At 38.7% G+C, this 26,440-nt stretch carries 27 protein-coding genes; 12 read left to right on the forward strand and 15 right to left on the reverse strand.

The genetic code is table 11. The features are described from left to right. Positions 1 to 936: 936 nt before the first annotated feature. From ACHFIZ_RS07795 to dnaB, 6 genes are all read left to right on the forward strand, one after another. Complete coding sequence (locus tag ACHFIZ_RS07795) at positions 937 to 2,175, forward strand: hypothetical protein (RefSeq protein WP_410884539.1); 1,239 nt, start codon at positions 937 to 939, stop codon at positions 2,173 to 2,175. 448 nt (positions 2,176 to 2,623) lie between these two features. Then, positions 2,624 to 2,887 carry a hypothetical protein gene (locus ACHFIZ_RS07800; protein ID WP_410884541.1) on the forward strand — a complete coding sequence of 88 codons (264 nt, stop codon included), beginning with the start codon at positions 2,624 to 2,626 and terminating at the stop codon, positions 2,885 to 2,887. A 3-nt stretch (positions 2,888 to 2,890) separates the two neighbouring features. Further along, positions 2,891 to 3,163, forward strand: a complete 273-nt coding sequence (locus tag ACHFIZ_RS07805) for a Txe/YoeB family addiction module toxin (protein WP_410884543.1) — start codon at positions 2,891 to 2,893, stop codon at positions 3,161 to 3,163. Between the two features lie 486 nt (positions 3,164 to 3,649). Beyond that, positions 3,650 to 3,742 carry a hypothetical protein gene (locus tag ACHFIZ_RS07810; RefSeq protein WP_410884672.1) on the forward strand — a complete coding sequence of 31 codons (93 nt, stop codon included), beginning with the start codon at positions 3,650 to 3,652 and terminating at the stop codon, positions 3,740 to 3,742. Between the two features lie 140 nt (positions 3,743 to 3,882). Then, positions 3,883 to 5,115, forward strand: coding sequence for a type II toxin-antitoxin system HipA family toxin (locus ACHFIZ_RS07815; protein ID WP_410884545.1), 1,233 nt, complete (start codon positions 3,883 to 3,885; stop codon positions 5,113 to 5,115). 220 nt (positions 5,116 to 5,335) lie between these two features. Further along, positions 5,336 to 6,910, forward strand: coding sequence for a replicative DNA helicase (gene dnaB, locus ACHFIZ_RS07820; RefSeq protein ID WP_410884547.1), 1,575 nt, complete (start codon positions 5,336 to 5,338; stop codon positions 6,908 to 6,910). A 7-nt stretch (positions 6,911 to 6,917) separates the two neighbouring features. On the opposite strand, the gene chrA is transcribed toward dnaB, so the two are convergent. Then, positions 6,918 to 8,120 (reverse strand): chromate efflux transporter, encoded by a 1,203-nt coding sequence (gene chrA, locus ACHFIZ_RS07825; RefSeq protein ID WP_410884549.1) that lies wholly within the window; start codon positions 8,118 to 8,120, stop codon positions 6,918 to 6,920. Positions 8,121 to 8,125: 5 nt separating this feature from the next. Then, on the reverse strand, positions 8,126 to 8,461 hold the full coding sequence (locus ACHFIZ_RS07830; protein ID WP_410884551.1) for a tetratricopeptide repeat protein: 336 nt from the start codon (positions 8,459 to 8,461) through the stop codon (positions 8,126 to 8,128). A 96-nt stretch (positions 8,462 to 8,557) separates the two neighbouring features. On the opposite strand from ACHFIZ_RS07830, the gene ACHFIZ_RS07835 reads away from it, so the two are divergent. The 4 genes from ACHFIZ_RS07835 to ACHFIZ_RS07850 all read left to right on the forward strand — a co-directional run bounded on the left by ACHFIZ_RS07835 (position 8,558) and on the right by ACHFIZ_RS07850 (position 12,293). Next, positions 8,558 to 9,295, forward strand: coding sequence for an electron transfer flavoprotein subunit beta/FixA family protein (locus tag ACHFIZ_RS07835; RefSeq protein WP_410884553.1), 738 nt, complete (start codon positions 8,558 to 8,560; stop codon positions 9,293 to 9,295). Between the two features lie 32 nt (positions 9,296 to 9,327). Continuing rightward, the gene (locus ACHFIZ_RS07840; RefSeq protein ID WP_410884555.1) at positions 9,328 to 10,299 is read left to right on the forward strand and encodes an electron transfer flavoprotein subunit alpha/FixB family protein; all 972 of its coding nucleotides are present in this window, start codon (positions 9,328 to 9,330) and stop codon (positions 10,297 to 10,299) included. A gap of 46 nt (positions 10,300 to 10,345) precedes the next feature. Then, positions 10,346 to 10,963 carry a bifunctional nuclease domain-containing protein gene (locus ACHFIZ_RS07845; protein WP_410884557.1) on the forward strand — a complete coding sequence of 206 codons (618 nt, stop codon included), beginning with the start codon at positions 10,346 to 10,348 and terminating at the stop codon, positions 10,961 to 10,963. Positions 10,964 to 11,027: 64 nt separating this feature from the next. Continuing rightward, entirely contained in the window at positions 11,028 to 12,293 is a 1,266-nt protein-coding gene (locus ACHFIZ_RS07850) for a nucleoside permease (RefSeq protein WP_410884559.1), read from the forward strand. A gap of 53 nt (positions 12,294 to 12,346) precedes the next feature. On the opposite strand, the gene ACHFIZ_RS07855 is transcribed toward ACHFIZ_RS07850, so the two are convergent. The 13 genes from ACHFIZ_RS07855 to ACHFIZ_RS07915 all read right to left on the reverse strand — a co-directional run bounded on the left by ACHFIZ_RS07855 (position 12,347) and on the right by ACHFIZ_RS07915 (position 23,796). Beyond that, entirely contained in the window at positions 12,347 to 13,633 is a 1,287-nt protein-coding gene (locus ACHFIZ_RS07855) for a citrate synthase (RefSeq protein ID WP_410884561.1), read from the reverse strand. Between the two features lie 29 nt (positions 13,634 to 13,662). Further along, on the reverse strand, positions 13,663 to 14,187 hold the full coding sequence (locus tag ACHFIZ_RS07860; RefSeq protein ID WP_410884563.1) for a DUF3347 domain-containing protein: 525 nt from the start codon (positions 14,185 to 14,187) through the stop codon (positions 13,663 to 13,665). A 128-nt stretch (positions 14,188 to 14,315) separates the two neighbouring features. Then, positions 14,316 to 14,843, reverse strand: a complete 528-nt coding sequence (locus ACHFIZ_RS07865; protein ID WP_410884565.1) for a hypothetical protein — start codon at positions 14,841 to 14,843, stop codon at positions 14,316 to 14,318. Between the two features lie 177 nt (positions 14,844 to 15,020). Then, positions 15,021 to 15,539, reverse strand: a complete 519-nt coding sequence (locus ACHFIZ_RS07870) for a hypothetical protein (protein WP_410884567.1) — start codon at positions 15,537 to 15,539, stop codon at positions 15,021 to 15,023. A 111-nt stretch (positions 15,540 to 15,650) separates the two neighbouring features. Beyond that, positions 15,651 to 16,577, reverse strand: a complete 927-nt coding sequence (gene miaA, locus ACHFIZ_RS07875) for a tRNA (adenosine(37)-N6)-dimethylallyltransferase MiaA (RefSeq protein ID WP_410884569.1) — start codon at positions 16,575 to 16,577, stop codon at positions 15,651 to 15,653. Position 16,578: 1 nt separating this feature from the next. Beyond that, positions 16,579 to 17,382, reverse strand: coding sequence for a hypothetical protein (locus ACHFIZ_RS07880; RefSeq protein WP_410884571.1), 804 nt, complete (start codon positions 17,380 to 17,382; stop codon positions 16,579 to 16,581). After that, positions 17,370 to 17,750 carry a hypothetical protein gene (locus ACHFIZ_RS07885; protein WP_410884573.1) on the reverse strand — a complete coding sequence of 127 codons (381 nt, stop codon included), beginning with the start codon at positions 17,748 to 17,750 and terminating at the stop codon, positions 17,370 to 17,372. Before ACHFIZ_RS07885 ends, ACHFIZ_RS07880 begins: the two co-directional genes overlap by 13 nt. Positions 17,751 to 17,800: 50 nt before the next feature. Next, entirely contained in the window at positions 17,801 to 19,624 is a 1,824-nt protein-coding gene (gene topB, locus ACHFIZ_RS07890; RefSeq protein WP_410884575.1) for a DNA topoisomerase III, read from the reverse strand. A gap of 2 nt (positions 19,625 to 19,626) precedes the next feature. After that, positions 19,627 to 20,526: a histone deacetylase gene (locus ACHFIZ_RS07895; protein WP_410884577.1), complete on the reverse strand. Its 900-nt coding sequence runs from the start codon at positions 20,524 to 20,526 to the stop codon at positions 19,627 to 19,629. Positions 20,527 to 20,528: 2 nt separating this feature from the next. Then, complete coding sequence (locus ACHFIZ_RS07900; protein ID WP_410884579.1) at positions 20,529 to 21,389, reverse strand: bestrophin family protein; 861 nt, start codon at positions 21,387 to 21,389, stop codon at positions 20,529 to 20,531. Positions 21,390 to 21,398: 9 nt separating this feature from the next. After that, complete coding sequence (gene kynU / locus ACHFIZ_RS07905; RefSeq protein ID WP_410884581.1) at positions 21,399 to 22,712, reverse strand: kynureninase; 1,314 nt, start codon at positions 22,710 to 22,712, stop codon at positions 21,399 to 21,401. 3 nt (positions 22,713 to 22,715) lie between these two features. Continuing rightward, positions 22,716 to 23,327 (reverse strand): DNA-3-methyladenine glycosylase, encoded by a 612-nt coding sequence (locus ACHFIZ_RS07910; protein WP_410884583.1) that lies wholly within the window; start codon positions 23,325 to 23,327, stop codon positions 22,716 to 22,718. Continuing rightward, positions 23,320 to 23,796 carry a GAF domain-containing protein gene (locus tag ACHFIZ_RS07915; protein ID WP_410884674.1) on the reverse strand — a complete coding sequence of 159 codons (477 nt, stop codon included), beginning with the start codon at positions 23,794 to 23,796 and terminating at the stop codon, positions 23,320 to 23,322. Before ACHFIZ_RS07915 ends, ACHFIZ_RS07910 begins: the two co-directional genes overlap by 8 nt. 65 nt (positions 23,797 to 23,861) lie before the next feature. Here ACHFIZ_RS07915 and ACHFIZ_RS07920 point away from each other — a divergent pair, with 65 nt between their 5' ends. Beyond that, entirely contained in the window at positions 23,862 to 26,027 is a 2,166-nt protein-coding gene (locus tag ACHFIZ_RS07920) for a S46 family peptidase (protein WP_410884585.1), read from the forward strand. 11 nt (positions 26,028 to 26,038) lie between these two features. After that, on the forward strand, positions 26,039 to 26,290 hold the full coding sequence (locus tag ACHFIZ_RS07925) for a hypothetical protein (RefSeq protein WP_410884587.1): 252 nt from the start codon (positions 26,039 to 26,041) through the stop codon (positions 26,288 to 26,290). Positions 26,291 to 26,440: the final 150 nt, after the last annotated feature.

The raw sequence follows: 26,440 nt of genomic DNA on the forward strand, positions 1-26,440 counted from the left end.
CACCCCCATATTTACGCTACTAGTAGCTTAGCCATGTACCCGCTTGTGCTATTTGATACAAACGTATGGTGATTAAACAAGCTAAACTAATCTTCAAGAGAAATGTCCGCGAATGTCCGCCGTTTGTGCAAAATGTCCGGTATTATGTCGGCGAAACTCTTCGTGCTTTTCGATAAATCCGAAAATACTGGACTCCAGATCAGAGGCTGAACGACCGATTTTTTTAAGAGACCTTCGATCGGTCGGAACAAATAGGGAACTACTAGGTAACTCAGTGCACATTCCTTGGGAAACGGGGTGCCTTTTCCCAAGGAATGTGCACTGAGTTAACCGTTAATGCCGAAGTAGTGCAGGGGGAAGTGTACGCTGTATAGTCCTAGAATAGCTTTACATAGTCCTGGAAAAACTTGACATCGTCCTAAATTGAACTTTACATGTCCTTGATAAACATTACACGCTAAATATATTGAAAGTATTTTATTCATGTGAAATGAAGTAGATCTGCTTAATTATCAAGAAAGAATGCTATAATGTTAAAATTACGTCAATACCTTCGTTTTTGTGCAATGCAATTTATCAAAAACTCATCATCAAAAACTAAAAATCTGATTTGAATTATGGAATGAGTTTATGATAATCAATCCTAAAGGAAATAAGTTTTAAGAAGTCATATACAGGATATAATCAAAATATTTTCGAGCCTTCCTGATTACCAAATAATGAGGGTTTATTTAGAAATGTGAAAAGTAGAATCAGTCTCAAAAAAGGAACGCTTTTAGCATAAATACTTAGTTCTTGCGTAAATCTTGCAGAATACTCAGTGGAAACTGTTAGCTACTCATTTATCATTTTATAATAACCAGACAAAGTTTAATTTTCGCCACATGTAATTTCATATATTACACTAGATTATAACCAAATAATAATAATTCCAGCATGAAAATAAAATTACTTATGAGTATAGGAGTGCTGTTATTTCCATTACTCTCGCATGGTCAGGAAAAAAATAAAAGAGCACCAGGGTTTTGGATTATAAAAGCATCAGCGTCCTCAAAAGAAATAGTTACCAAAAACCTAGTTGTCGACAATTCAGCCATTGCGGATATAAGGGTATTGCCTTTGCAGGAAATTGAAAAACGATTTGGAAGTTTGAAAGAGGTATCACTTATAGCTGAGATTACTCTGAAGGCAGGTTTTAAAATCTCCACTCTAAAAGAGTTCTATGAAAAACACAATATAAAAGGGGATAAGCGTAGATTACCTTTCGCAATTGACGGTGAAGATAGAAATGATACTACAAATCTAACATTTGTAGAACCTGGCTTGAATGTGAGAATAGGAACTGATTCTATTCAAATCAAAACTGAGATTCATTTACGCCACCTGGAAGATTTGAAACAGTCAAAATCATTGATAAAACCAAAGCTAAAGGCAAATAGTCAAAAGTATTCGAAGATCGAACAATTTCAGATACCAGTAGAGAACGGCATTCCAAACGCAGCCAAGCGAAGACTTTACTCAAAAAGCAATTTTGACAATAACGGAAATCTTACTGATTATGTATTAATACATTCTGACAGCACATCACACAAACACATTGGGACTTATAAATATGAAAATGGAAGAAGAGTTGAACAAATGGTTGACGGTATTCGTTCTGTGTGCACTTATAATAACAGTGGTGACACGCTCGAAGTCAAAGAATATGGATACAAAGAATACGGAGCAAATAACTCTGTTATCAAGCGTTTAGCGTTCACTTATGGAAGCAATGGCAAAAAGTCTGTTGTAACGATTTATGCTGGCAATACCGACACGGCTATTAACAAAGAAATCTTTACCTACAATAATCTTAATTTGGTTATTCGTAGTGAATATACCAGTCTTCTTCTTCCTAAGATAGGTCTCGTATATAGCGTAAATTACACATATAATTCAAGGGGCAATGTCGCAAAAATGGAAATCAATGTTCCAAGTATGGATATGAATCAGGTAACTAACTATGTATATAACGACCAAGGTTGGATAGTGGAGTCTGACATTAAATATAATGGTAACTCTGATCTTATTAGACGACACATTTACAATTATAATGTAGAAGGGTTGATTATTAAAGAGCATTTCTTTTCGTCCGGTAATGAGGCATTTATCGATTATGTGTATACTGCCAAATAGATTGATTAGAACAACTTCCTCTTCAAGTGATCACTGCAGTACGAGTTAGTTTTAATTGATTGGATATTGCAGACATATTGAGTATAAAGCTATATTGTAATAAGTCTTAAAAAACGAAGTTTAAACTTTAGGAGTTAAGATATAAGATACCTATTATAATACTTCGAACGCTATCTTCTTCTCTTTAGCTATAGATCTAAGGCATTGAGTACGGCAAGGAGAAAAAATTATCTTACTAAACGAAGGTGTGTCTAACCGTAGGCTCACTTTGATCACTGGCTCTATATTATCATTAAACGGTGGTGGTGATAATACAAATTGCACATTACAAATTGCAAAGTGTACTTGGTTGAATAGCAGGAAATGATTATTAATAGAGATAGTTATTAAATTGCTTGCCGAAATGGCCCTAAATGTTAGTATATTTGTGTACCAAACGCTGTACGCAATGAAAGGAATAATAGAAACAACTAGCAGGCAATTTAGAGAACGTCAAAAAGATTTTTTTGATATGGCTGACAGTGGGCAAAAGATTGTGATAAAGAGAGGAAGCAAACAAGCATACGTACTCACTCCGGTATCAGCAGATGATTTGTACTTTACGTCGGAAATGATTGCAAGAATAAAAGAGTCTCAGCAAGAGATTATAGATGGTAAAAGCATTGTTCTTAAAACAAAGGAGGATTTAAATAATTTTTTTGAGAGCCTTTAATCAATGTATACTGTCATATTCTCACAGAAGGCACAGCAAGACCTGAAGTCATTAAAAAAATCCGAACCGCAAGCATACAAAAAGGCCCGTTTACTTATTGAGGAGCTTGCAGAGCATCCTAAAACTGGCCGAGGTAAACCTCAATTAAAAAAATATGACCTTGAAGGATTATATGCTAGAAAAATCACAGATAAACATCGTCTTGTTTATTCAATTAATGATGAAATAATCACAGTAGATATACTTTCTGCAAGAGGCCATTACAATGACAAATAGCAGTTCGTTAATTACAGATCAAAATTTCTTATCAAATACTTATCTAATCCACAATCAAAAAACGGCGGAATAATGATAATGGGTTACATAAATACCTTCGTTTTTGTTTAATGGTCACTTAAACTGAAGATGAATGAATATATCCGCTTATGCTCGGAAGGAAACTTTCGGTGGAATGATTAACATGTATAAATCCGAGGTAGCAACTCCTGGTGACTATAAACCGTTAGAAGTAATTGGAAACTGTATAGTCCTGTTATTCAAGTATTGGTCGTTTTGATTATGCCTCATTGAAATGGTATGAGGAGCCGGTTTGTAATGGTTGAGAAAAAGTTAGCTTTATTATAATTCAAATGACTATTTTAATAATACAATAGTATTAGAATTGGTTACATTAAAAAGATTACTACTACAATGATATCACTTATATCTTTATCGAAAGCTCAGTTAAAAATAGCTGAAAGTATTCGAGCCAGACGACTATCCATGGAGTTAACCCAGGAAGGTTTGGCAGAGCGCTCGGGGGTATCTCTTGCAACACTGCGCAAATTTGAGCAGAAAGGTGTAATTTCCATATGATCCTTTTTGAAGCTCTTGATGGTTACTGGTGGCATAGAAGAAATAATCGAGGTATTGAAACCATCAAAGCCTACTTTTACGTCAATAGATGAGGTATTGAAAACTACAGATACCTTTTCCAGAAAAAGAGTGCGCAAGAAATGACACAACCAATAACAGAATTGAGGGTTGGCCTAGACTTTGGTTCAGAAATTCAGGCTGTAGGGCGACTGGCCATACGCGACCACATTATTTATTTTGAATATGCCAATGCATTCGTTCAAAAGGGCATAGAAATATCTCCAGTCCGCTTGCCATTGCAAAAAGGCGTCATTGAATTACCTCAACGTCCGTTTGAAGGACTCTCGGGTGTGTTCAACGATAGTGTACCCGATGGCTGGGGGCGATTGCTTTTTGATCGACTGCTAAGATCGCAAAGTATCTTGCCTCCCAGCCAATCTCCGTTGGATCGCTTGGCGCATGTCGGCTTATATGGCATGGAGGCATTGGTTTATGAACCCGACAACAGTCCTTCAAATAGCCAGGAATTTCTAGATCTCGATAATCTGGCCTCACAGACAGAAGAAGTATTACAAGGTAGTTCAGAAGAAATCCTTAAAGAGTTATTGGCTTTGAACGGATCATCCGCATGTGCTTGTCCGAAAGCTCTTATTGCTGTAAATCATAACCGTAAGCAGATCACCTTTGGCGCAAAGAAACTTAACGAAGGATTAGAACCCTGGCTGGTCAAATTTCCAAATGCAATGGACGGTTATGATGCCGGCGCAGTTGAGTATGTCTATGCTTTAATGGCTAAGTCAGCAGGCGTGATCATGCCAGAAGCACACTTATTCTCATCACACAAGGGCGCTGGTTATTTTGGCGTAAAACGATTTGACAGAGATGGTAATAAACGGTTACATATGCATACTGCGAGTGGCTTATTGCATAGCGATTTCAGAACTCCATCCATGGATTATGAAGATTTGCTCAATCTAACTGCTGCCCTAACCAAGGATATTCGTGAAGTCGAAAAAATGTATCGCCTCGCTGTTTTCAATGTATTATCACATAATCGAGATGATCACGCTAAAAACTTCAGTTTTCTATTGGATGAAACCGGCGAATGGAAACTAGCACCTGGCTATGATCTTACTTTTTCGAGCGGCCCGAGCGGAGAACAAAGCACAATGGTCATGGGTGAAGGCAGAGATCCTAAAACCAGCCATTTAGTGAAACTTGGACGGGGATCAAAGTTAACCAAGAAGCTGATAGATGAAATTATCGACCAAACGAAAAGTTCTTTAGCACATTGGACTGGTTTGGCGCAAAAACATAATATAACAAAGACCAATATTAAACTTATTACAAACGCTATCAACTTTAGTAACTGATCAGTTACAATCGTTTAAATTGTAAATCATGTTTATACATCAAGTTTATACATCAAGTTTAATATCTATTTCTTTTTGGTAATCAAATGCCTTATCAACATTTCGCTGTTAATAAATTCTGTAAAATGTTTCGCGCCTTGTTAAAACAATCTAAATATCGGCTGGCGAATGTGTATAAACAGTTTTAAGCAGGACTTAATTTTTGTCTATTTTTGTGTCTATGAGTATCGATAGTGGATCACAAGGCCAGGAAAGAACAAACTTTACTGCAAGAAAAAGCAGGTTAGCAAATTCAATGAATACATTGGGTAAAATACCTCCTCAGGCTATTGATCTTGAAGAGGCTGTGCTTGGTGCTTTGATGTTGGAAAAAGATGCACTGTCTACCGTTATAGATATTTTGAAACCTGATGTTTTTTATCATGAGGCGCACAAAAAGATATTTGAAGCCATACAGGGCCTTTTTCAAAAATCTAAACCTGTTGATATCCTAACAGTAACCGCAGAACTCAGAACATTAGGGTTATTGGAAATAGTTGGTGGTGCTTATTATATCACTAACTTGACCAATCGAGTTGCTTCCGCAGCGAATATTGAGTACCATGCAAGGATTATATCTCAAAAATATATTCAGAGAGAGCTTATCAGAATTTCATCTGAGATCATTCAAAGTGCCTACGAAGATACTACCGATATCTTTGACCTATTAGATCACGCCGAAAAAAACCTGTTTGACATCGCGCAAAACAATTTAAGAAGGGATACGCAGAAGATGGATGAGATCATCAAACAGTCTTTGGCGACCCTCGAAGAATTGAGAGGAAAGAGCGACGGACTGACCGGTGTACCTTCAGGGTTTACTGATCTTGACAGAATTACCGGTGGATGGCAACCTTCAGATCTTGTGATTATTGCTGCAAGACCAGCAATGGGTAAAACGGCTTTTGTGCTTACTTGTGCACGGAACGCTGCTGTAGATTTTAAAAGGCCCGTAGTGGTTTTCTCTCTGGAAATGTCTTCTGTACAATTAGTCAATCGTTTGATATCTGGTGAAACAGAAATTGAACAAGAGAAAATTAGAAAAGGAAACCTGGCAGAGTGGGAATGGCAACAGTTGCACAGTAAAATAGGTACGTTAACTGAAGCACCCTTACTAATTGACGATACCCCTGCACTCAATATTTTCGAGTTTAGAGCCAAATGCCGTAGGCTTAAATCACAATACGATTTGCAACTCATCATCGTCGATTATTTACAATTAATGCATGGTAAGGGCGAAGGACAAAGTGGTGGCGGTAACAGGGAACAAGAAATTGGTAGTATATCAAGGGCTTTGAAATCTGTAGCCAAGGAGTTAAATGTTCCTGTATTGGCACTTTCTCAGTTAAGTCGTGCTGTAGAAAGCAGACCTGGTGCCAATGGTAAAAGACCAATGCTATCAGATTTACGTGAATCAGGATCCATTGAACAGGATGCTGATATGGTTCTATTTTTATACAGACCGGAGTATTACGGAATTACTGAGGATGAGCAAGGCAGATCACAAGCAGGTATCGGCGAAGTTATCATTGCGAAACACCGTAACGGTGAAACTGGAATTGTACCGTTACGCTTTATTGGCAAATATGTTAAGTTTACAGACCTCGAAGATAACTTCGCTGCCCCTACCTCTTTTTCTATGGATAATGCAGGTGCTGGGATGAGCCCTTCTCAAAACTTCGACAGGCCATCAGGGAATGTTATCATAAAACCGTCAAGGATGGATGATATGCATGACGAAGATGCTCCGTTTTAAATAAACATTATATAAAGCAGCCTAGCAGAATACCAACTATCACCAAAACGGTGGGGCTGACTTTTGTGAAATTTAAGATTAAGAATGTACTTAGAAGTATTCCGATGGCCATAATATCCAGACCGATAGGAATTAAAAGTAAGATAAATGCAGCTATAATAAAACCAACACTGACAGCATTGATCCCAGATAAAGAATGCTTAATTCGTGCAATTTTCTTTAAATCATCCCAGAAAGGCACGATCAATAAAACTAGAATTAAACCCGGCAAATTAATACCAATAACAGCTACGGCACCACCTAATATTTGTCCACCTAGCCCATATCCAAAGTTTTTCATACTTAAGGCTCCAATGTAGCTGGTGAATGAGAATGTAGGGCCAGGTAGTGCTTGTTGGAGTGCAAATCCAGATAGAAAGCCTGAAGCATGCAAGTATTGTTTCATCTGTACAAACTCAGTAAACATTAAAGGCACCAAAACTTGTCCCCCTCCAAAAACAAAAATACCATTACGGTAAAAGTTTTCGAAAAGCCTAATAGGTAAGCTAAACGGCGATGTCCTGTTGATAACTGCGCCTAATAACGCTAATAGCAGGAGTACGCCAATAAAATAGATTAGCTTTCTCCTATTGATGTTTGAAAACAGCTTAACTCGTATTTCGCTTTCTTCTTTTGGAGTATCCAGAGCAGAGGATACCATTCCGCCAATCAAGATAGCTAATGGAAAAACATAGGCATTTCGTAGAACTAACGTGCAGATGGTAGCAGCTAAGGCAAGAAAGACACTGACCTGTGAAGCTAACACCCTCCTGGCAAGTGTATAACCTCCATATGCTACAATACCAAGTGCAATTGGCTGAATATATTCTAATATTTCTGCAAACTTTTGCTTTTGGTCAAATCTTGCGTAACTAATTGCTGCGAAAGTCATAACGGCAGCGGAGGGAAGTATCCAAATTAAAAAAGTAATTAAGGAAAGTTTCAATCCACCAACCTTATATGCTATACCAACAAGGGTTTGCGTAGAAGCAGGTCCGGGCAACACTTGGGCCAAGGCATTTATCTCTAATAGTTGTTCTTCGGAGATATAACGATTGGTTTTAACAAAATACCTTAATAACAGGGACAAATGAGCTTGTGCACCCCCAAAGGCAGTAAATGTAAAAAAACATACATCCCTCAAAAACAGCAGCTGTTTTTTGTTCAACATACAAATTAATCGTCTTCGTAATCTAATCCTGAGGCAGAGTTAAAAGCAGCCTGCAGTTCTGAAAACGCGTGCATATCATGTTTGGTTCTCGCTGCAATCATACCCTTTTGATATACTTCGATTGCTGCCTCTGGATTATTATTTTTTTCGTAAAGCTTACCCAGATGGTAATAGGTTCCAACATAATCCGGATGGACAGCAACCAGCTTTAAATAATAGGAAAAAGCCTCCTCAACATCATTTAAAGAATTGTATTCGGTAGCAAGTGCATACAATATGAAAGGATCATTTGGATCACTATCTAAAAATTCCAATAACTTGGCCAATCGGGTACTTTGCATTTTTTATCCCTGCTTTTTTAACTAGATTTGCATAAAGGCATCGGAGTCTTGAAGGCACCTAACCTATGAATAACCTTTTATATAAATATTAAACGTATGAAGATATTAGTTTGTATCAGTAATGTTCCCGACACAACGACAAAAATAACTTTTACCAACAATAATACACAATTCAATACTACCGGTGTACAATTTATAGTAAATCCCTATGACGAAATTGCGCTATCTAAAGCAATCGAATTATGTGAAGGCGGCAAAGGGACAGTAACTGTCATTAATGTGGGTGAAAGTCAAACGGACCCTACAATAAGAAAGGCATTGGCTATTGGAGCAGATGATGCAGTGAGAATCAATGCTGCCCCAAGGGATGCCTACTATGTCGCTTACCAAATTGCTGAATATGCGAAAACTCAAGATTTTGACATGATATTATGCGGACGTGAATCCATTGATTACAATGGCTCTCAAGTAGCGGCAATGATTGGTGAGTTTTTGGATATCCCCTCTATTTCTATCATCAAAAAACTTGAATATGATGGGTCAACCGCTACAATTGATAGGGAGATAGAAGGTGGTAAAGAGGTGATTTCTGTTACTGGTAAGTTCGTAGCGAGTTGCGCTGAAGGTACAGCAGATCCAAAAATCCCTAATATGAGAGGGATTATGTCTGCTAGAACTAAACCCTTGCAGATTATTGAGGCGAAAGATATTGCTGAGGTAGCGAAAGTTCAACAGTTTGAAACTCCCCCTCCCCGTGGAGCAGTCAAATTAATTCCATCAGAAGATCCTTCAAAATTGATTGACCTTCTTCATCAGGAAGCAAAAGTTATTTAACATCATCTATTTCAAATCTTTAAAGAGACCGTATGTCAGTTTTAGTATATGTAGAACAAGTCGATGGTAAATTCAAGAAATCTGTATTTGAAGCAGTTTCTTACGCAAAAGCCATTGCAGATCACCAAAACACCAATTTAACTGCTGTTTCCATAGGGAATGTTGAAGACTCAGAATTAAAATCCTTAGGAAACTATGGAGCATCAAAAGTACTGAGTGTTTCCAATGAGCAGTTAAAAGATTTCATAAATCAGGCCTATGCATCCATTATCGCAGAAGCCGCCAAAGCCGAGTCCGCAAATATTGTTGTGTTGTCAAATTCATTTACAGGAAAAGGTCTTGCTCCAAGGGTTGCAGTTAAACTTCAAGCTGGATTAATTGATGGCGCCGTTGAGCTCCCTAATCTAGAAGGAGGCAAATTCCTGGTTAAAAAAACAGCTTTCTCTGGTAAGGCATTTGCAATCACCGAACTATTATCTGAAAATAAAGTCATAGCATTGAATCCTAATGCTTTTGGCGTAAAAGAAAATGCGACTGATGCTAGTATAGAGATTTTTTCTCCGACGGTCAAATCAACAGATTTTAATGCCATTGTTAAAGAGATTGTTAGAGCGACAAACAAAGTGTCTTTACCAGATGCAGAATTAGTAGTATCTGCTGGACGTGGTTTAAAAGGCCCTGAAAACTGGGGAATGATCGAAGAGCTTGCAAATCTTCTTGGCGCAGCCACAGCATGTTCAAAGCCAGTTTCCGATGCAGATTGGAGGCCTCACTCTGAACATGTTGGTCAGACTGGAATCGCTATCAGTCCCAATCTATATATCGCAATAGGTATTTCCGGCGCAATACAACATTTAGCTGGAGTGAGCTCCTCAAAAGTCATTGTTGTAATCAATAAAGACCCGGAGGCTCCATTTTTCAAAGTAGCTGATTATGGTATTGTTGGAGACGCATTCGAAGTTGTCCCTAAGTTAATCGAAGCATTAAAATCCCACAAAGGGTAATATTAGTCGCTGTTCAAAACCTCTTTGAGCAGCGGCTCATCTCAATATGAAAAAAGTAAAACTTGACATTGTAGGCTTATCTTACAGCCAAACTCAATCTGGCGCTTACGCTTTAGTACTTGGCGAAGTGAACGGTAGAAGGCGCTTGCCAATCATCATTGGTGCATTTGAAGCTCAGGCTATCGCGATAGAGATTGAGCAAATGACTCCATCCAGACCATTAACCCATGATCTTTTTAAAACTTTAGCGGAAACTTACGAAATACAAATTCAGGAAGTACTGATTTATAACTTGGTTGAGGGGGTATTTTTCGCAAAATTGATCTGTAGCGATGGAAAAAATATAAAAGAAATTGATGCAAGAACGTCAGATGCCATTGCGTTAGCGGTTCGTTTTAAAGCTGCAATATACACCTACGAATTTATCCTCTCCTCCGCAGGAATTGTAATTGAAGGTAACGACCTATTATTTCTTGAGAACATAGATAACATCCCCAAAGAGCAAGGTTCTGAAGATATTACAACTTCTATCCCATCATCAGGTTATAATGAACTGAGCACTGAAGAACTTCAGCAGAAACTTCTGAATGCAATCACGGAAGAAGCATATGAAAAAGCTGCAAGGATACGTGATGAGATAAATAAAAGAAATAAATCCGAGTAAGATTTTTATTCGAAATAGTACTATATTCAGTCCTTACTTGCTAAAATCAAACTAGACTATTATTATGAGTGTAAAGTTTCGCCTGACCCTAATGAATTTCATGCAATTCTTTATTTGGGGCTCATGGCTAATCACAATTGGAGTTTATTGGTTCCAAAATAAACAATGGTCAGGCGCAGAATTTGGAGTTATTTTCTCAACAATGGGTATTGCTTCGATATTCATGCCTGCAATTACGGGAATCATCTCAGATCGCTTCATAAATGCAGAGAAACTATACGGAACTATGCACATTCTTGGTGCAATTGTTTTATTTTGCTTACCTCTGGTTGACAATCCTACAACTTTCTTTTGGGTTATTCTGTTGAACATGATCTTTTACATGCCTACGCTCTCATTGTCAATAACGGTGGCTTATTCAGCACTTAAAAACGACAATAAGGATGTTGTAAAAGATTATCCTCCAATTAGAATTTGGGGAACTATCGGATTTATTGCTGCATTATGGGTGGTAAGCTTATCTGGAAATGAGGCTTCCTCTAACCAATTCTATATTGCTTCTGCTGTGTCATTAGCCTTGGGAATCTACTCATTTACTTTGCCAAAGTGCCCTCCTTTAGCAAACAAGATCCAAACAAAGACTTTTGTTGATGCCTTGGGCTTAAGGGCTTTTACGCTTTTCAAGCAAAAAAAATTCGCTGTTTTTTTCCTTTTCTCCATGTTCCTCGGTGCAGCATTGCAATTGACTAACGCCTATGGCGATACCTTTTTGCATGACTTTAAAAATATTCCGGCCTACGAAAATCTTCTTGCTGTAAAGTATCCTGCAATTATAATGTCTATCTCTCAGATTTCCGAAACGCTGTTCATTTTAGCAATCCCTTTCTTTCTTCGAAAATTTGGAATTAAGTATGTAATGCTCTTCAGTATGCTAGCTTGGGTATTAAGATTTGGTCTATTTGCTTTCGCGGATCCGGCAGGAGGCTTATGGATGATTATACTATCCTGCATTATTTATGGGATGGCGTTCGACTTCTTTAATATCTCAGGGTCCTTATTCGTAGAAACACAGATCGATCAAACCATGCGTGGAAGCGCTCAGGGATTATTCATGATGATGGTGAATGGATTCGGTGCGCTCTTTGGTAGCTTCGCCAGTGGATTAATTATTGAGAATTTTTTCACTTTCGCAGATCAAAGTAAAGATTGGCATAACATATGGCTAACCTTTTCAGCATATACCTTAATTCTTGCATTAGTTTTCCCATTCATCTTTAAATACAAACATAACCGCGCAGAAGTTGAGGCTATCAAAGCAATGAACTACTAAAAAAGCCCGATCATTTAAAATGATCGGGCTTTTTGGTTGGACTTATTTTAATACTAACGTTTTTCTATAGCTACAAATTCTCTATTTGTATGACCTGTGTAAATTTGTCTTGGGCGACCGATCGGCTCTTTATTTTCGTGCATCTCTTTCCATTGAGCAATCCAACCTGGCAGACGACCTAATGCAAATAGTACGGTGAACATGTCCGTAGGAAATCCTAAAGCTCTGTATATAATACCTGAATAGAAATCCACGTTAGGATATAACTTACGTTCTACAAAATAAGGATCACTCAGAGCGGCTTCTTCGAGTTTTTTAGCGATCCCCAAGATAGGATCATCAATACCCAATTTCTCCAGGATATCGTCGCATGCTTTTTTAATAATCTTTGCCCTAGGATCAAAGTTTTTATATACTCTGTGACCGAAGCCCATCATTCTAAATGGATCATTTTTATCCTTAGCCTTATTTATCCATTTCTCGGTATCCCCACCGTCTTCTTTTATGAGTTCCAACATTTCAATGACGGCCTGATTAGCACCACCGTGTAACGGCCCCCAAAGTGCCGCAATACCTGCTGAAACTGAAGCATAAAGGTTACAGTCTGAAGATCCTACCATCCTCACTGTTGATGCCGAGCAGTTTTGCTCATGATCAGCATGAAGGATCAACAACGTATTCATTGCGGTTACAACTACTGGATCGATTATGATTTCTTCAGTACGTTGTCCGAAGATCATATTGAGAAAATTACTTACATAATCATATTTGTTTTTAGGATAAACAAGTGGATGACCCAGCGACTTCTTGTAAATAAATGAAACGATCGTGGGGAACTTAGCCAATAACTTGATCATCGTTAGATCCATAGTTTCAGGCGAAGAATTTGCAATTAAAGACTCTGGATAAAAGGTAGATAGCGAACATACAAGCGAAGCCAATTGAGCCATTGGATGAGATTTCGATGGGTAACCATCAAGAAATTTCTTCATATCTTCATGAATCAAAGTATGCGTGCGTATTTTCGATTGGAAGTCGCCGAGTTCTTTCTGCGTTGGCAGATTTCCATAGATTAAAAGGTAAGCGACTTCTAAAAATGTGGATTTAGCAGCAAGCTCTTCAATAGGATATCCTCTATATTTAAGTATCCCTTTCTCTCCGTCCAGGAAAGTTATTGCACTTTTTGTTGAGCCCGTATTTTTGTAGCCAAAATCTAATGTAATGTGCCCGGTTAAGTCTCTTAATTTCGAAATATCGATGGCCTTCTCCCCCTCAGTTCCTGTTACTACAGGAAACTCATACACTTTCCCATCAATCTTAATTTCTACAATATCTGACATATATATATTCTAAATTTTTAATAAATCTACTAATTGATTGTTTGTAAAACAGCCCCACATTCCATCATTTCATCTCCATAATATGGATTCTGAATTTTTTTATCAGAGGATAACCAATCTCCACCATTACCTTTATTTGCCATAGGGCAGTGTTGAATGTAAATTGAGCCAGCACTAATGTCAGCATGTTTAAACATTGCAATAACATCTGAACTCAACAAGGTAAATTCCTTGCGTTGATCTGCAATATCCTTTGCTACTGAAATCTTCTCAGCAATTAGCGCAGTATTCTCACAACCTGGATAGTCAGCAAGACTTACCTTAAGCTTTCCGGCTGATTGTTGTGCTTCTTCATATTTAGTAGCAACCAGGGAATTCTTCAAGGAAATGTAATCGTTGAAGATATTTTGAACTTTAGCATCAACTAGTTTAACAGTTCCTGCTTCAGTTTTAGGGGCGGCAATAGTGTCACTAACTATTGTTGCATTTTTTTGCTGAGAGTTCGTGCACGAAAACAGGATCATTACAATAGATACCGCGAATATTTTTTTCATAATAAAGTTATTTATTTGGTTGTAAAGCCCGCCAAGCTGTTTTTTGGTTAAATTACCATTTTAAATTTAAATAACTAAAAAAGCCCCTGAAAAATCAGGGGCTTTAAATAAAATATGATAATTAAGTGTTATAATTTAAATCCGTATGCTATACGCAACGCAAATTGGCCATTTTGAGGTCTGTAAGTGCTAGATGAACTGTCTTGTTTGTATCCTTCATATCTAGCGCTGATATCTACTCCACCATTCCAGGCATAACCGATACCACCACCAAAAATCAGTGACGTTTTAGAACCATTTTTGATACCGAATCCAGCACCTATTTCTCCAATCGTATACATATTTCCGATTGGGAAGATTTTTACACCACCCTTAGCTGGAATGAAATCATAATCATCACCCATGTTGTCTTTTGCCATCAGGCGAGTATAGCCACCCGTAGCTGTAATTGAAAGTTCTTTAGATAAATCGAACTGTAGTCTAGCATCTGCGCCTACGCCATATTCAAATGGAGAGCCTTTCTCAGCGACACCACCATTCAAGCCGAAACCAAGACGTACCCCAGTCGTACGTTCCATAGATTGTGCGCTTGCACTAGTTGTACCAATCGTCAATGCTACTGCAGCGATTGAAAGAATTTTAGTAATAGTTTTCATAAGTTGTGATTTTAAATTGATCTTCTATTTATTTAATCTGACATACGAACCAAACTTGCATTCGGTTCTAAAAAAGAAGAAATAAATATTTTAATATAGATACTCTAAATAATTATAGATAATAAAAAATGCCTTGAACGCATAATATGCATCCAAGGCATTTAAGTTGATTAGCTTTTATAATTTAAACCCGTAAGCGATACGTAGAGCTACCTGTCCCATTTGCGGAGCTCCAACAATATCAACACCTTTTCCAGTATTCTCGTATCTAACACCTAGGTCAAGTCCATTACTCCAGGAATATCCAACGGTCGGTGCATATAGAAAAGTAGTTTTAGCTCTACTGGTAACACCAAAAGCAGCCCCTACTTCACCCATTGCATACAGCCCCGATCCACTAGGATCAAAGAAATATTTCAAACCAGTTTTAACAGGTATATATCCGTAATCCGGAAGAACATTGTCTTTTGCGATGTAGTGATTATATCCTGCTGCTACCGGAATCGACAATCTCTTGGTAACATCAAACTGCATCCTGGCATCTGCTCCAATAGCAAAATTATATAAATTTGTTGTAGGAACGCCAAGGCTTAATCCTATTCCAAATTTACGGGAATCCTGAGCACTTACGTTAGTGGTGAAAAATAAGGCTAGCGCAGCTATTGCAGGAGCCATTAATTTTGTAGATAATTTCATTTTCGTTTGTTTAAAGTCTGTATGAAGCATTTGCCGCATAACCTGTCAAATTACAAATTGTATGCCATAACCAACAAAAGCCGCATTTCGGTTTACCTTAAAGCTAATTTTTTAAACTAAAAACGACCTTTCAGCTAACTGTAACGTATTGTCATATAACTCATTATCATCCAAATCTAGATCAAACCAGTTGATCTTAACCCCATCCTTTTCCATCTTCCGAAAAAAGGTCATCTGGCGTTTTGCAAATTGACAAATCGCAGTACTTAGTCGCTCTTTTAGTTCAGCTATACTATATTCCCCCCTCAAATACGCTCCCACAAATCTGTATTCTAACCCATAATAGTCAAGCATCTCCCTACTTAACCCCTTGGCTACAAGACCCTCTACCTCATCAATTAATCCGTCTTGAATACGGGCTTCTAACCTGGCTATGATATTGAACCTTCGTAACGTAAGCCCTGGGTTCAATCCTATTACAAGAGGCCTAATTATTGGCGTGTCGACTACAGGCAAGTCATTATTGAGCAAGAACTCTGCTACTTCGATGGCTCTGATCAATCGCTTATGCGAGGAAAGATCTGCATGTTTGGTGAATTCTACAGGGTAGGAAGCAAGCTTTGTTCTCAATTTCTCAATATCAAGACTACAAATTTTAATACGCAAATCCTCATCATTAGGAATCGATGTATATACTTGATTTTGTAATAAGCTGTGAATATACATCCCAGTACCACCACAGAGTATCGGCAACGTTCCTTCGCTATTTAACTTATTAAATACTTTAAAAAAATCTTCTTTAAATTCATTGACATTGTATTTTTCTCCAGCTTCTTTGATATCAATCAAATGAAAAGGTATTTTGTGTCCGTCGATTATATATTCGGACAGATCTTTTCCAGTGCCAATATTCATATCCCTGAACACTTGCCGACTATCGGCGCTTATTATCTCAGCACCTAGTTGACAGGCCAATTTTACAGCTAACCTTGTCTTTCCAGAAGCTGTCGGCCCCAGTATTATAATTAACCGGTTCATATTACTCACAAGCCAATATATATTTTAAGTTCCCAGTATTGAAAATTTTGAGGTAAAGATCCTCGGACTGGGAATCATTCATACGATGAGCAAAAGTTCTGCTTAATGTATTTTTATTCACTAAAATGATCGCTGGAGGTGTAATTCCTGCAAGAATAAATCCCGATCGCTCGTAAGCTGAACCCTTAGACCAATCCCTATCTGCATAGCTCATAATATCATTTGGTTGATGACGTTTTATAAAATGAGACAATAATTTTGTAAACCCGCCGATCACAGTAATTCCATGTAGGTTAGCAAATCTAATTAACTCCGCCGATCTGTAACCTGCAGTGCCATTATGCATTTTTCTTAATCCACTAAAGCAAGCGACAGCAACTAATCCATTATCGACTACCAACCCATACCTGTGTCTCGCGCCCACAGAAAACTGTAAATGATTTTTATTCAAGAATACATTAGCTTCCGGTTGAGACAGGGATACTATTTCTGTTTTCCGAGCATGTATTCTGGTATTAAGTCCAGCTATTGCCTTTAACCTGGATAGCACTTGTTCCTTTCTAGTTGACCAAACGTCTTCCCATAGATGAATAAGCTGTTTCTTCTCCAGATTATAAACATTTGGTAGATTTAATACTTCTTCCGGTGTTTTCGAGTTGTTCAAGTTTAACAAATTTAGAACGACCTCACCCTCCTTTAATAATACAAGGCTATAATGCGCCTGTACAAATATCTCATAATGAAGTCCTACTGAATTAAGCTCAGTTAAAAGATCATTGTGCCAGGATTGAATTATGCTACCCAATCCTTATCTTTAAAAATTTTAAATGCTGCAGCTATTGCTTCCTCAATTTTGGAGAGCGAGGCATCATCCAACTCAACAATTTCAATATATCCTTCCTTATTTAATAATTTGCGAAGACCATGTTCAGCAAGATCTTTAAAATAGTCAATCTGATCGTTTGAAAAAAAACGAATGGTTATATGATGTTCCTCTATTGATACACTAGTAAAGAAAACTTCATTTTTATCGGCTCCGGCTATCTCTACATTTTTATTACTCCACAAATCATAAACTGTGTCGCTATTGGTACGGTTATCAAAACCGAGTGTGGCATAAGGCTGCAATGATGCTCTAATGGTCTGGAATATTTCTATAAGATCAGTTTTCATTTTGATAGGTATTGGTATGCAAATATAAACATCATCCTAGGCTATATTGTTTAACTCTGAAACATTCCAACACCAGCCAACAGCAGCTCACTGGTTATCGTTTTGGTGTATTCAGTAATCTCCGCTTTGAAATCTGCAACGGAAGCACCCGATCTGATTTCTTCCAAACGCTTTTCCCACTGACCAGTAAGTTCTGCCTGCGCAATCTTTTTATCCTTAACTACCTCATACACCGCAAGGCCTTTGGTTGTAGGCACAAGGTTTCGCTTCTCCCGGACCACATACGCCCTGTTAATGAGGGTCTCAATAATTGCTGCCCGGGTTGCGGGCGTACCCAAACCACTATCTTTCATCGCATAACGCAACTCTTCATCCTCAATATCCTTTCCGGAAGTTTCCAGTGCCTTAAGCAGTGACGCCTCATTATATAAAGATTTTGGTTTGGTCTGTTTTTCCAATAGTGCCTTCTTGACAATTGGCAATGCCTCTCTCACTTTTACCTTAGGTAAAGATGGATTTTCCTCGTCTTTTTTCTCCTCATCTTTATCATTAAAGACTGAACGCCATCCCGCAATGCGAATCACTGTACCATTTGCGACAAATAAAGATCCAGATTCTACAGTGATCTTGGTTATTTCCTTCACACATTCTTGATGAAAAGCCTCCAACAAACGGCCGGCAATCATATCGTAAATGGCTTTCTTATCCCCGCTCAATTGATAAGGAGATTCCCCGGTGGGCAGAATTGCATGGTGATCCGTAACCTTCTTTGCATTTACACTTCTTTTATTTAAAGATACTGTAGCTAAGAACTCAGCGTGTTTTCCAAATTCATTATGCTCCCTAAGTTTGGATATCAATAGTGGAACGCCAGCATATACATCATCTCCAATATATCTGCTTCCAGTTCTTGGATAAGTAATTAGTTTACTTTCGTATAATCCCTGCAGGATGTTTAAAGTCTGATCGGCCGTTAAGCTTCTTTTCTTATTGGCTTCCTGCTGCAAACTACTTAAATCATGTAACAGCGGTGGCGGCTCTTTTCGTGGTTTAGCTTCCACTGCAGCTATCCGAGCACCATTGCTAAAACCAGACTCTAAATCTTCAATTTTCGCAAAAGTATTTTCAGCATCTTCTTTCTTATCAAAATTATTTACAGACATCGCCCTGAATAATTGACCACCCTTATCTACCTGAATAGCCAATTGGTAAAAGGTCTGTGGCACAAAATTTTTAATCTCTAAAAACCGAGAACAGATCATTGCCAAAGTAGGGGTCTGCACTCTTCCCAAAGAAAGTACAGACCTGGAACCTGCAGAGATACTTAAGGCTTGAGTAGCATTCATACCAACCAGCCAATCAGATTCTGAGCGACAATGCGCAGAATTAAATAGCGTATCATAGTCTATGCCTGGCTTCAAATTTCTGAAGCCTTCCTTTATCGCTTCGTCAGTTTGAGAGGAAATCCATAACCGCTTAAAAGGTTTTTTACATTTCAGGAAATAATATATGTAGCGGAAAATGAGTTCACCTTCACGCCCGGCATCGGTTGCCACAATAATCTCCGTAGCCTCATCAAATAATCTCTTAATAATATCCAGCTGCTTACGAACACCAGGATCTTCTACCAATCCATCTTTGGTTTTGATCTTCCGTATTCCCAGCTTGAATTTAAGCGGTAACATCGGCAGATGCTGCCGTCTCCACCCTATGTAACCATATTCTTGAGGTGGTGCCAGCTGGAGCAAATGGCCGAACGCCCAAGTAAAAGAATATCCCTTACCTTCAATATATCCGTCCTTCTTTGTAGTCGCACCAAACACCTTAGCCAGCTCACGCGCCACAGAAGGCTTTTCAGCTATCACAATTTTCATAATCAGTCAAAAATATCAATTCCTACCTTAAAAGTGTTGCAATGTGCATCAACAATATCTTTGATCGCTGGAGAATACCCTCCACCCATACTTACCTGTACCGGCAAACTGTGGTCTTTACAGAACTGCAACACCAGCCTGTCCCGCTCTTTACAAGCAGCTTTAGATAAAGACAGCTTACCTAGTTTATCACTGCTCAAAACATCAACGCCGGCAAGATAAAAAACAAAATCAGGTTCTTGCTCCAATAAAATAGGCAAGGTCCTGCGAAGCATTCCTAAAAATATACCGTCATTTGTCGCATCCTCCAAGCCAATGTCCAAATCTGAGTTTTCTTTTCTAAAAGGGAAATTTTTCTCCCCATGCATAGAGAAGGTAAATACCCTGGGTTCATTAGCAAAGATCTCTGCCGTACCATTCCCCTGGTATACATCTAAATCTATGGTTAACACCTTACCCACCAACCCCTTCTTAAGTAAGTAGCTAGCAGCGATCGCCTGATCATTCAGCATGCAGAAACCTTCTCCCCAATTACTACCCGCATGATGGGTACCACCGGCTACATTAAAAGCAATTCCAAACTGGAGCGCATATAAAGCTCCATCAATCGTACCTTGAGCTATCCTAAGTTCCCGTTCTACTAGCTTTGCAGATAGCGGAAAACCAATACGTCGCTGTTCCTTAGCTGGAAGCGTCAAGTCCCTCAACTGCTCCCAATACATCGCATCATGAGCCAATAGAATATTGGCTTCGGCTACTGGCTTAGGAGAAAATAGGTTTGTAATACTAATCGCTCCTTCATAAAGCAGTTGCTCCGGAATAAGTTCGTACTTAACCATCGGAAAGCGATGGCCTTCCGGCAGAGGATGGGCATAAATGGGATCCCATGCAATCTTTATCATAATTACCTTAATATCTCCCCTACATGCTTCTCAATATTATCGCAAATTGTGTCTACCGGCAAATCATTGGCATCCATGCCAAAAGGATCCTCAATTTCCTCTGCAATCAACTCCAAGCTGGCCAACACATATAAAATGAAAGGCACTATTGGAATTAAAAAATAACCTAGACTAAACACCCAGCCGATCGGCAGAGTGAGTACATATACGAATATAAACTTTTTAATAAAAGTGCTGTAAGAAAAAGGTATGGGTGTTTTCTTAATCCGCTCACAACCACCACAAATATCTGTGAACTGCTGTATATCTGCTGATATTATTAAAAGCTGTTCCTGACTGATCAATCCTTCAGCCAGCAGATCATAAACTCTTAATGATAGGCTGGCAGCAACCTGATTGGGAATGTGCTTACCCCCATCTACTTCAATCAAGAAACTGTTTTTACCAAAATATTGTTTTTCACGCAGGTGCTCCTTTAGCGCAAAGGCGTACTTAGGTATCGCGTACTCGAAAAACTCTACGTGACTTTCATCAAGGCGCAGCGACTTGACCTTAATCGCCAGATTCCTGCTAACATTTGTCAAGGCACCTAGTAATTTGCGCCCTTCCCACCACCTATCATAGGATGTGTTGGTCCGAAAAACTAATAAAAGCGAGATAACGAGTCCTAAAAGACTATGCATCATGCCTATGTTCTTCACATACATGCTTTCGCCGAGTTTTATGTAATTGAGCTCCACAAAGGTAATAAGGCCGGAAAAAGCAGCAACACTTAACATCAAAGGCCATAATTTCCTGAAGGTGTCAGCCTTATGGATATGAAATATAAAGGTAAACCAATCTTTAGGGTTGTAATTGATCATGAATTTCGATTATTTAAAAAGCTTTTTACTTATTTCTAAAAGTAGGTTTCCAGCAACATATATGTCCTCAAAAGAATTGTATAAAGGGACAGGACTTAGCCTGATAACATTTGGTTCGCGCCAATCGCCAAGCACGTTGTTTGCTACCAAGTGTTCAAAAACAACCTTACCATCTTGCTTCGCAATCATAGAGAGCTGTGCACCCCTGTCACTACTGTTTAAGGGAGTAATAATTTTATAATATTCTTCACCCAGAGCTAGGTTTACCTGATTAATAGTGTAAAAGAGATAAGAAGTCAAGGCAATACTTTTCTTCCGCAATGGCTCCATATAACCTGCTTTTTTAAACAGAGAAAGGGAGGCGTGATACAGTGCCATCGGAATGACTTGAGTGCAGCTTACCTGCCAACCATCCGCGCCGTATTCCGGAACGAACCCTTTTTCCATCTTGAAACGCTCAGACTCCTTATATCCCCACCAGCCAGACAATCTGTTTAGTGACCGTTCTTCAAAATGTTTTTCATGTACAAATATGGCGCTGATTCCCCCCGGACCTGCGTTCTGATATTTATATGAACACCAGCAAGCGAAATCAACCCCCCAGTCATGTAAATGCATAGGAACATTTCCCGCGGCATGAGCCAGGTCGAATCCAACTATTGCACCAGCTGCATGACCAGCGATGGTTATAGCTTCCATATCAAACCACTGACCGGTAAAGTAGTTGATCCCACCAAATAAAACAAGCGCAATCTCCTCACCATGTTCTGATATCTGCGCGATTACATCTTCAGTTCTTAGTGTATATTCACCTTCTCTTGGACTAACTTCAATAATGGCATCAGCAGGGTCCATACCATGAAAACGGACCTGACTTTCTACCGCATATTGATCTGATGGAAATGCGCCGGCCTCCATTATGATCTTGTAACGTTTCCCTGAAGGCTTGTAGAAGCTTACCATCAGGAGATGTAAATTCACTGTTAAAGTATTCATCGGACAAACTTCAGAAGGCTTTGCACCTACAATCGGCGCTATCATTTCCTTGATCGTTTTATGATAAAACATCCAGGGTGCATTCCCCTGGAACCAACCTTCAACAGCCATATTCTCCCAGCTTTTCAATTGAACATTTATTACCTCACACGCGGCTTTAGGTTGCAATCCTAAAGAGTTGCCACATAGATATATAAAAGGCCTTCCGTTTTGTTGAGGAAACAAAAAATCCTTTCTCAGTTCACCTAAAGGATCTGCATGATCCATATGCTTTGCGTATTCAATTGTACGCTCAAAATTTAACTCCAATTCATTATCCAAATTCATTCTTCAAATGTATTTATTTGGCTTGCTTACAAACCTATTTCCCTTTACAAAATAACGCCATGGCAGTAAAGCATGGTCCTCAGCATAAGCTACGCCGACCCGAGGACAAGCAACAATTTGTTCGTTCTTAAATCCCAATCCCCTGTCTTCTACCCAGATCAGATCACCTTGTAAATCAGCTGAATTAAGATTTTTATCGATACCCATTGCCTTTGCCAATGCCCCAGGCCCGGCAGTAATATTAGATTTCAGGATACTCATCCCCCTTCTTGAAAGCATATGTTCCAAGCCTTCAACCGGCTCCAGCCCTCGTATTAATACCGCATGAGGAATTCCTTTTGGACCCGTTACCACATTAAAGAGATGATGGATTCCATAACATAAATAAACGTAAGCCAGTCCTCCCTCTTCATACATGGTCTGTGTTCTATTCGTAAAGCGCCCGGCATAAGCATGAGAAGCCTTATCCTCAACACCCTTATAAGCTTCTGTTTCAACTATTATCCCCCCAGTAACAGCACCATCAATTGAGGTAAAAAGATACTTACCAAGTAAATCAACAGCGACTGCATTCACATCAATGTTTTGATAATAGGAATATGATAACTTAGCCATTTAAGAAATCAAGAATTTGTCCGAGATAAGTGGCGTCTATTTCATCGAAATGTGCAAGATGCTCACTATCAACATCAAGAACTCCAATAAGTTCCCCCTTGTTATACAAAGGAAGAACAATCTCAGATCTTGAAGCGGCAGCACAAGCAATGTGGCCCGGAAACTCTTCTACATCTGGTACGATCAAAACTTCAGATCTTTCCCAGGATGACCCACAAACACCTTTACCTTTTTTAATTCTGGTGCAGGCGACCGGACCTTGAAAAGGACCTAAAACCAACTCCTCTCCCTTCACAAGATAAAAGCCTACCCAAAACCAGTTGAACTGCTCCTTCAAAGCGGCTGAAATATTGGCTAAGTTAGCTATCTGGTCAGTTTCACCTGTTATTAAACCTTTGATTTGAGGTAGTAAACTCTGGTATTTCTCTTCTTTACTTACACTATTTATTATGGTTAGATCTTCCGCCATTGTTCTTATGATATCATTCAAAAATATGTATTTTTGTGACTTTTATAGTCATAATAATCACACAGATGAACAAGAAAACCTTAGTCATAACTTCACTTCTAACCCTCGGAATCATACAGTCGGCATATAAACCCTGGGAAGAAGGTATGTTTCCATTAAGCGAAATTCATAAGGTCGATCTTAAGAAGGCAGGGCTAAAGATTGATCAAAATGAGATTTATAATCCCAATGGGATAAGCCTGATAGATGCACTCGTAAACGTAGGTGGCTGCACCGGATCCTTTATTTCGAATGAAGGCTTGATTATTACCAATCATCACTGCGCGTTTAGTGCTGTTCAACAAGCCAGTACACCAGGGCATGATTACCTCAATAATGGGTTTGTAGCGAACTCAAAAGAAAAAGAGATCGAAGCAAAAGGCCTTACCTGTCGGATTACAGACAGCTATGAGGATGTTTCAGACAAAATCCTTGGAGCCATTGCTCAGATTGAAGACCCAGCTTCCAGGTTAAAAGTGATCAACGATGCCATGAAAAATCTGGCACTTGATGCGGAGAAAAAACAACCAGGCATTAAAGCAGAGGTGTCGGAGATGTTTATTGGAAGAACATACGTGCTATTTAAATATAAGACCATTCAGGACGTAAGGTTAGTTTACGTTCCAAACCGACAAATTGGTGAATTTGGAGGCGAGACAGACAATTGGGTATGGCCACGTCATACTGGTGATTTTTCCTTCATGCGTGCTTATGTAGCGCCAGATGGATCGCCAGCAAAATACTCCAAAGACAATGTGCCTTATAGCCCGAAAAAGTTCCTTAAAGTCAGTGCCAAGGGAACAAATGAGGAAGACTTTGTTTTTATACTTGGTTATCCTGGCAGAACGTTTAGACACAGGCCCGCGGCGTTTATCGAATATCAACAAAAGTACCTCTTACCCTACGTATCCGATCTTTATCAATTTCAAAATACCACAATGGAAGATGTTGGTAAGAAAGGTAAAGCTACAGAGATTAAGCTGGCAACCAGAATCAAACGAAATGCGAATACCTTAAAGAACTATCAGGGAAAACTTCAGGGCTTAAAAGGAATAGACCTTGTGGGACAGAAAAAAACAGAAGATAGTGATCTTGTTGCTTTTATAAACAACAATGTGGATATGAAAGCGAGCTATGGATCCTTGATGACAGACATCGATAACCTTTACAAACTGATCACTGGCGACGCTAAAAGAGACCTTTGGTTTGCTCAGATATACACTTCAACCAATCTGCTTAACATTGCCAGAACAATCAATTCCTTTAAAGCCACTTTGGACGCTCAACCCATAGCAGATAAACAAAGGTACTTCGATGAAAACGTTACAAAACTAAAGACTGAGTTGTCTTCAATGTACAACAATTACGAAATAGATGTAGACCGACGAATTTTTAAGAGAATGTTAACTGACGCAGCAGCATTCGATGTCAACCAAAAAGTGAATGCCGTTAACAAAATAACCAGTATGGGCAGAAGTACAACCGATATAATTGACCAATATATCGATAATACCTTTGGACTCACTAAGCTGAAAGACCAGGATTATGTCCTTGATAAGCTATTAGCATCCCCGAAAGCGTTGAATATGTATAATGATGGCCTATTACTATTTGAAAAAGATCTATCAACGCAAATTGCTGCCATCAAACCCGAGAAAGACCGTCGCGAGGGAACCTTAAACAAATTAATGGGTAACTATGTAAATGTTAAAGAAAAGTTCCTGAAAAAAGATTTTATTCCTGACGCAAATAGTACGCTCCGCCTAACCTACGGTTACGTTCGTGGATACTGGCCAGCTGACGCAACCTATATGAAGCCTTACACCACCATTAAAGGGATTCTAGAAAAAGGCGCGACTGGAAATCCTGATTTTGGATACCCTGCCGCAGTTCAAAGCTTGTGGAATGCTAAGGATTTCGGCCCTTACGTAAAAAAAGATTTGAATGATGTGCCGGTTTCATTTCTTTACAATATGGACACGACTGGTGGAAACTCCGGTTCTCCTATTATGAATGCTTATGGAGAACTGGTAGGGGTTAACTTTGACAGAGCCTATGGCGCAACAATTAACGATTACGCATGGAATGAAAGTTACAGCCGATCAATTGGTGTAGACATTCGATATGTACTTTGGGTGGCGTCAAAAATTGACAAAGCCGATTTTTTAATCCGTGAAATTGGAGTAAACTAATTTATTAAACTATGAGAGTTATTGCAGAATTACCCCACCCTGAATGTAAGATTACCTTATTTAATATGAACCAAAAGTATATTGTAAAATTTGAACAGGGAACACTTGAACAGAGTTATAAACTATCTGAATTGGATCTCAGTGGGGGAGGCGCGAACGAGATTTTTGAGCTTCTTGACGAAGCCTTTATTGGTACAGTAATTGAACGGTTCAAGTCCATGAGGAGCGATTTTTCTGCTGCTTACAACAGGGCGCAATATTAGTGATTATTCACTTTAGTTAAATTGTATAATTAGCTCTATGACTGATACTTTAAATATAATACAAAATTTAATTTTGTCTTTTACCTATAACCTACCTCAAGAAATGTAATATATCTAAACAAAATGTTAATATGATATTAATAATGCTTT

Origin of the sequence: Pedobacter sp. JCM 36344 (assembly GCF_046546555.1) — a bacterium.
GTDB lineage: Bacteria > Bacteroidota > Bacteroidia > Sphingobacteriales > Sphingobacteriaceae > Pedobacter.

Coding starts and splice junctions, on each gene's coding strand:
- ACHFIZ_RS07800 (WP_410884541.1), top strand. CDS start 2,624: ATGAAAGGAATAATAGAAACAACTAGCAGGCAATTTAGAGAACGTCAA.
- ACHFIZ_RS07910 (WP_410884583.1), bottom strand. CDS start 23,327: ATGGCTAAGTTATCATATTCCTATTATCAAAACATTGATGTGAATGCA.
- ACHFIZ_RS07795 (WP_410884539.1), top strand. CDS start 937: ATGAAAATAAAATTACTTATGAGTATAGGAGTGCTGTTATTTCCATTA.
- miaA (WP_410884569.1), bottom strand. CDS start 16,577: ATGAACCGGTTAATTATAATACTGGGGCCGACAGCTTCTGGAAAGACA.
- ACHFIZ_RS07845 (WP_410884557.1), top strand. CDS start 10,346: ATGAAAAAAGTAAAACTTGACATTGTAGGCTTATCTTACAGCCAAACT.
- ACHFIZ_RS07900 (WP_410884579.1), bottom strand. CDS start 21,389: ATGATCAATTACAACCCTAAAGATTGGTTTACCTTTATATTTCATATC.
- topB (WP_410884575.1), bottom strand. CDS start 19,624: ATGAAAATTGTGATAGCTGAAAAGCCTTCTGTGGCGCGTGAGCTGGCT.
- ACHFIZ_RS07850 (WP_410884559.1), top strand. CDS start 11,028: ATGAGTGTAAAGTTTCGCCTGACCCTAATGAATTTCATGCAATTCTTT.
- ACHFIZ_RS07925 (WP_410884587.1), top strand. CDS start 26,039: ATGAGAGTTATTGCAGAATTACCCCACCCTGAATGTAAGATTACCTTA.
- ACHFIZ_RS07860 (WP_410884563.1), bottom strand. CDS start 14,187: ATGAAAAAAATATTCGCGGTATCTATTGTAATGATCCTGTTTTCGTGC.
- ACHFIZ_RS07885 (WP_410884573.1), bottom strand. CDS start 17,750: ATGAAAACTGATCTTATAGAAATATTCCAGACCATTAGAGCATCATTG.
- chrA (WP_410884549.1), bottom strand. CDS start 8,120: ATGTTGAACAAAAAACAGCTGCTGTTTTTGAGGGATGTATGTTTTTTT.
- ACHFIZ_RS07815 (WP_410884545.1), top strand. CDS start 3,883: ATGACACAACCAATAACAGAATTGAGGGTTGGCCTAGACTTTGGTTCA.
- ACHFIZ_RS07835 (WP_410884553.1), top strand. CDS start 8,558: ATGAAGATATTAGTTTGTATCAGTAATGTTCCCGACACAACGACAAAA.
- ACHFIZ_RS07810 (WP_410884672.1), top strand. CDS start 3,650: ATGGAGTTAACCCAGGAAGGTTTGGCAGAGCGCTCGGGGGTATCTCTT.
- dnaB (WP_410884547.1), top strand. CDS start 5,336: ATGAGTATCGATAGTGGATCACAAGGCCAGGAAAGAACAAACTTTACT.
- ACHFIZ_RS07840 (WP_410884555.1), top strand. CDS start 9,328: ATGTCAGTTTTAGTATATGTAGAACAAGTCGATGGTAAATTCAAGAAA.
- ACHFIZ_RS07920 (WP_410884585.1), top strand. CDS start 23,862: ATGAACAAGAAAACCTTAGTCATAACTTCACTTCTAACCCTCGGAATC.
- ACHFIZ_RS07855 (WP_410884561.1), bottom strand. CDS start 13,633: ATGTCAGATATTGTAGAAATTAAGATTGATGGGAAAGTGTATGAGTTT.
- ACHFIZ_RS07895 (WP_410884577.1), bottom strand. CDS start 20,526: ATGATAAAGATTGCATGGGATCCCATTTATGCCCATCCTCTGCCGGAA.
- ACHFIZ_RS07830 (WP_410884551.1), bottom strand. CDS start 8,461: ATGCAAAGTACCCGATTGGCCAAGTTATTGGAATTTTTAGATAGTGAT.
- ACHFIZ_RS07915 (WP_410884674.1), bottom strand. CDS start 23,796: ATGGCGGAAGATCTAACCATAATAAATAGTGTAAGTAAAGAAGAGAAA.
- kynU (WP_410884581.1), bottom strand. CDS start 22,712: ATGAATTTGGATAATGAATTGGAGTTAAATTTTGAGCGTACAATTGAA.
- ACHFIZ_RS07870 (WP_410884567.1), bottom strand. CDS start 15,539: ATGAAATTATCTACAAAATTAATGGCTCCTGCAATAGCTGCGCTAGCC.
- ACHFIZ_RS07805 (WP_410884543.1), top strand. CDS start 2,891: ATGTATACTGTCATATTCTCACAGAAGGCACAGCAAGACCTGAAGTCA.
- ACHFIZ_RS07865 (WP_410884565.1), bottom strand. CDS start 14,843: ATGAAAACTATTACTAAAATTCTTTCAATCGCTGCAGTAGCATTGACG.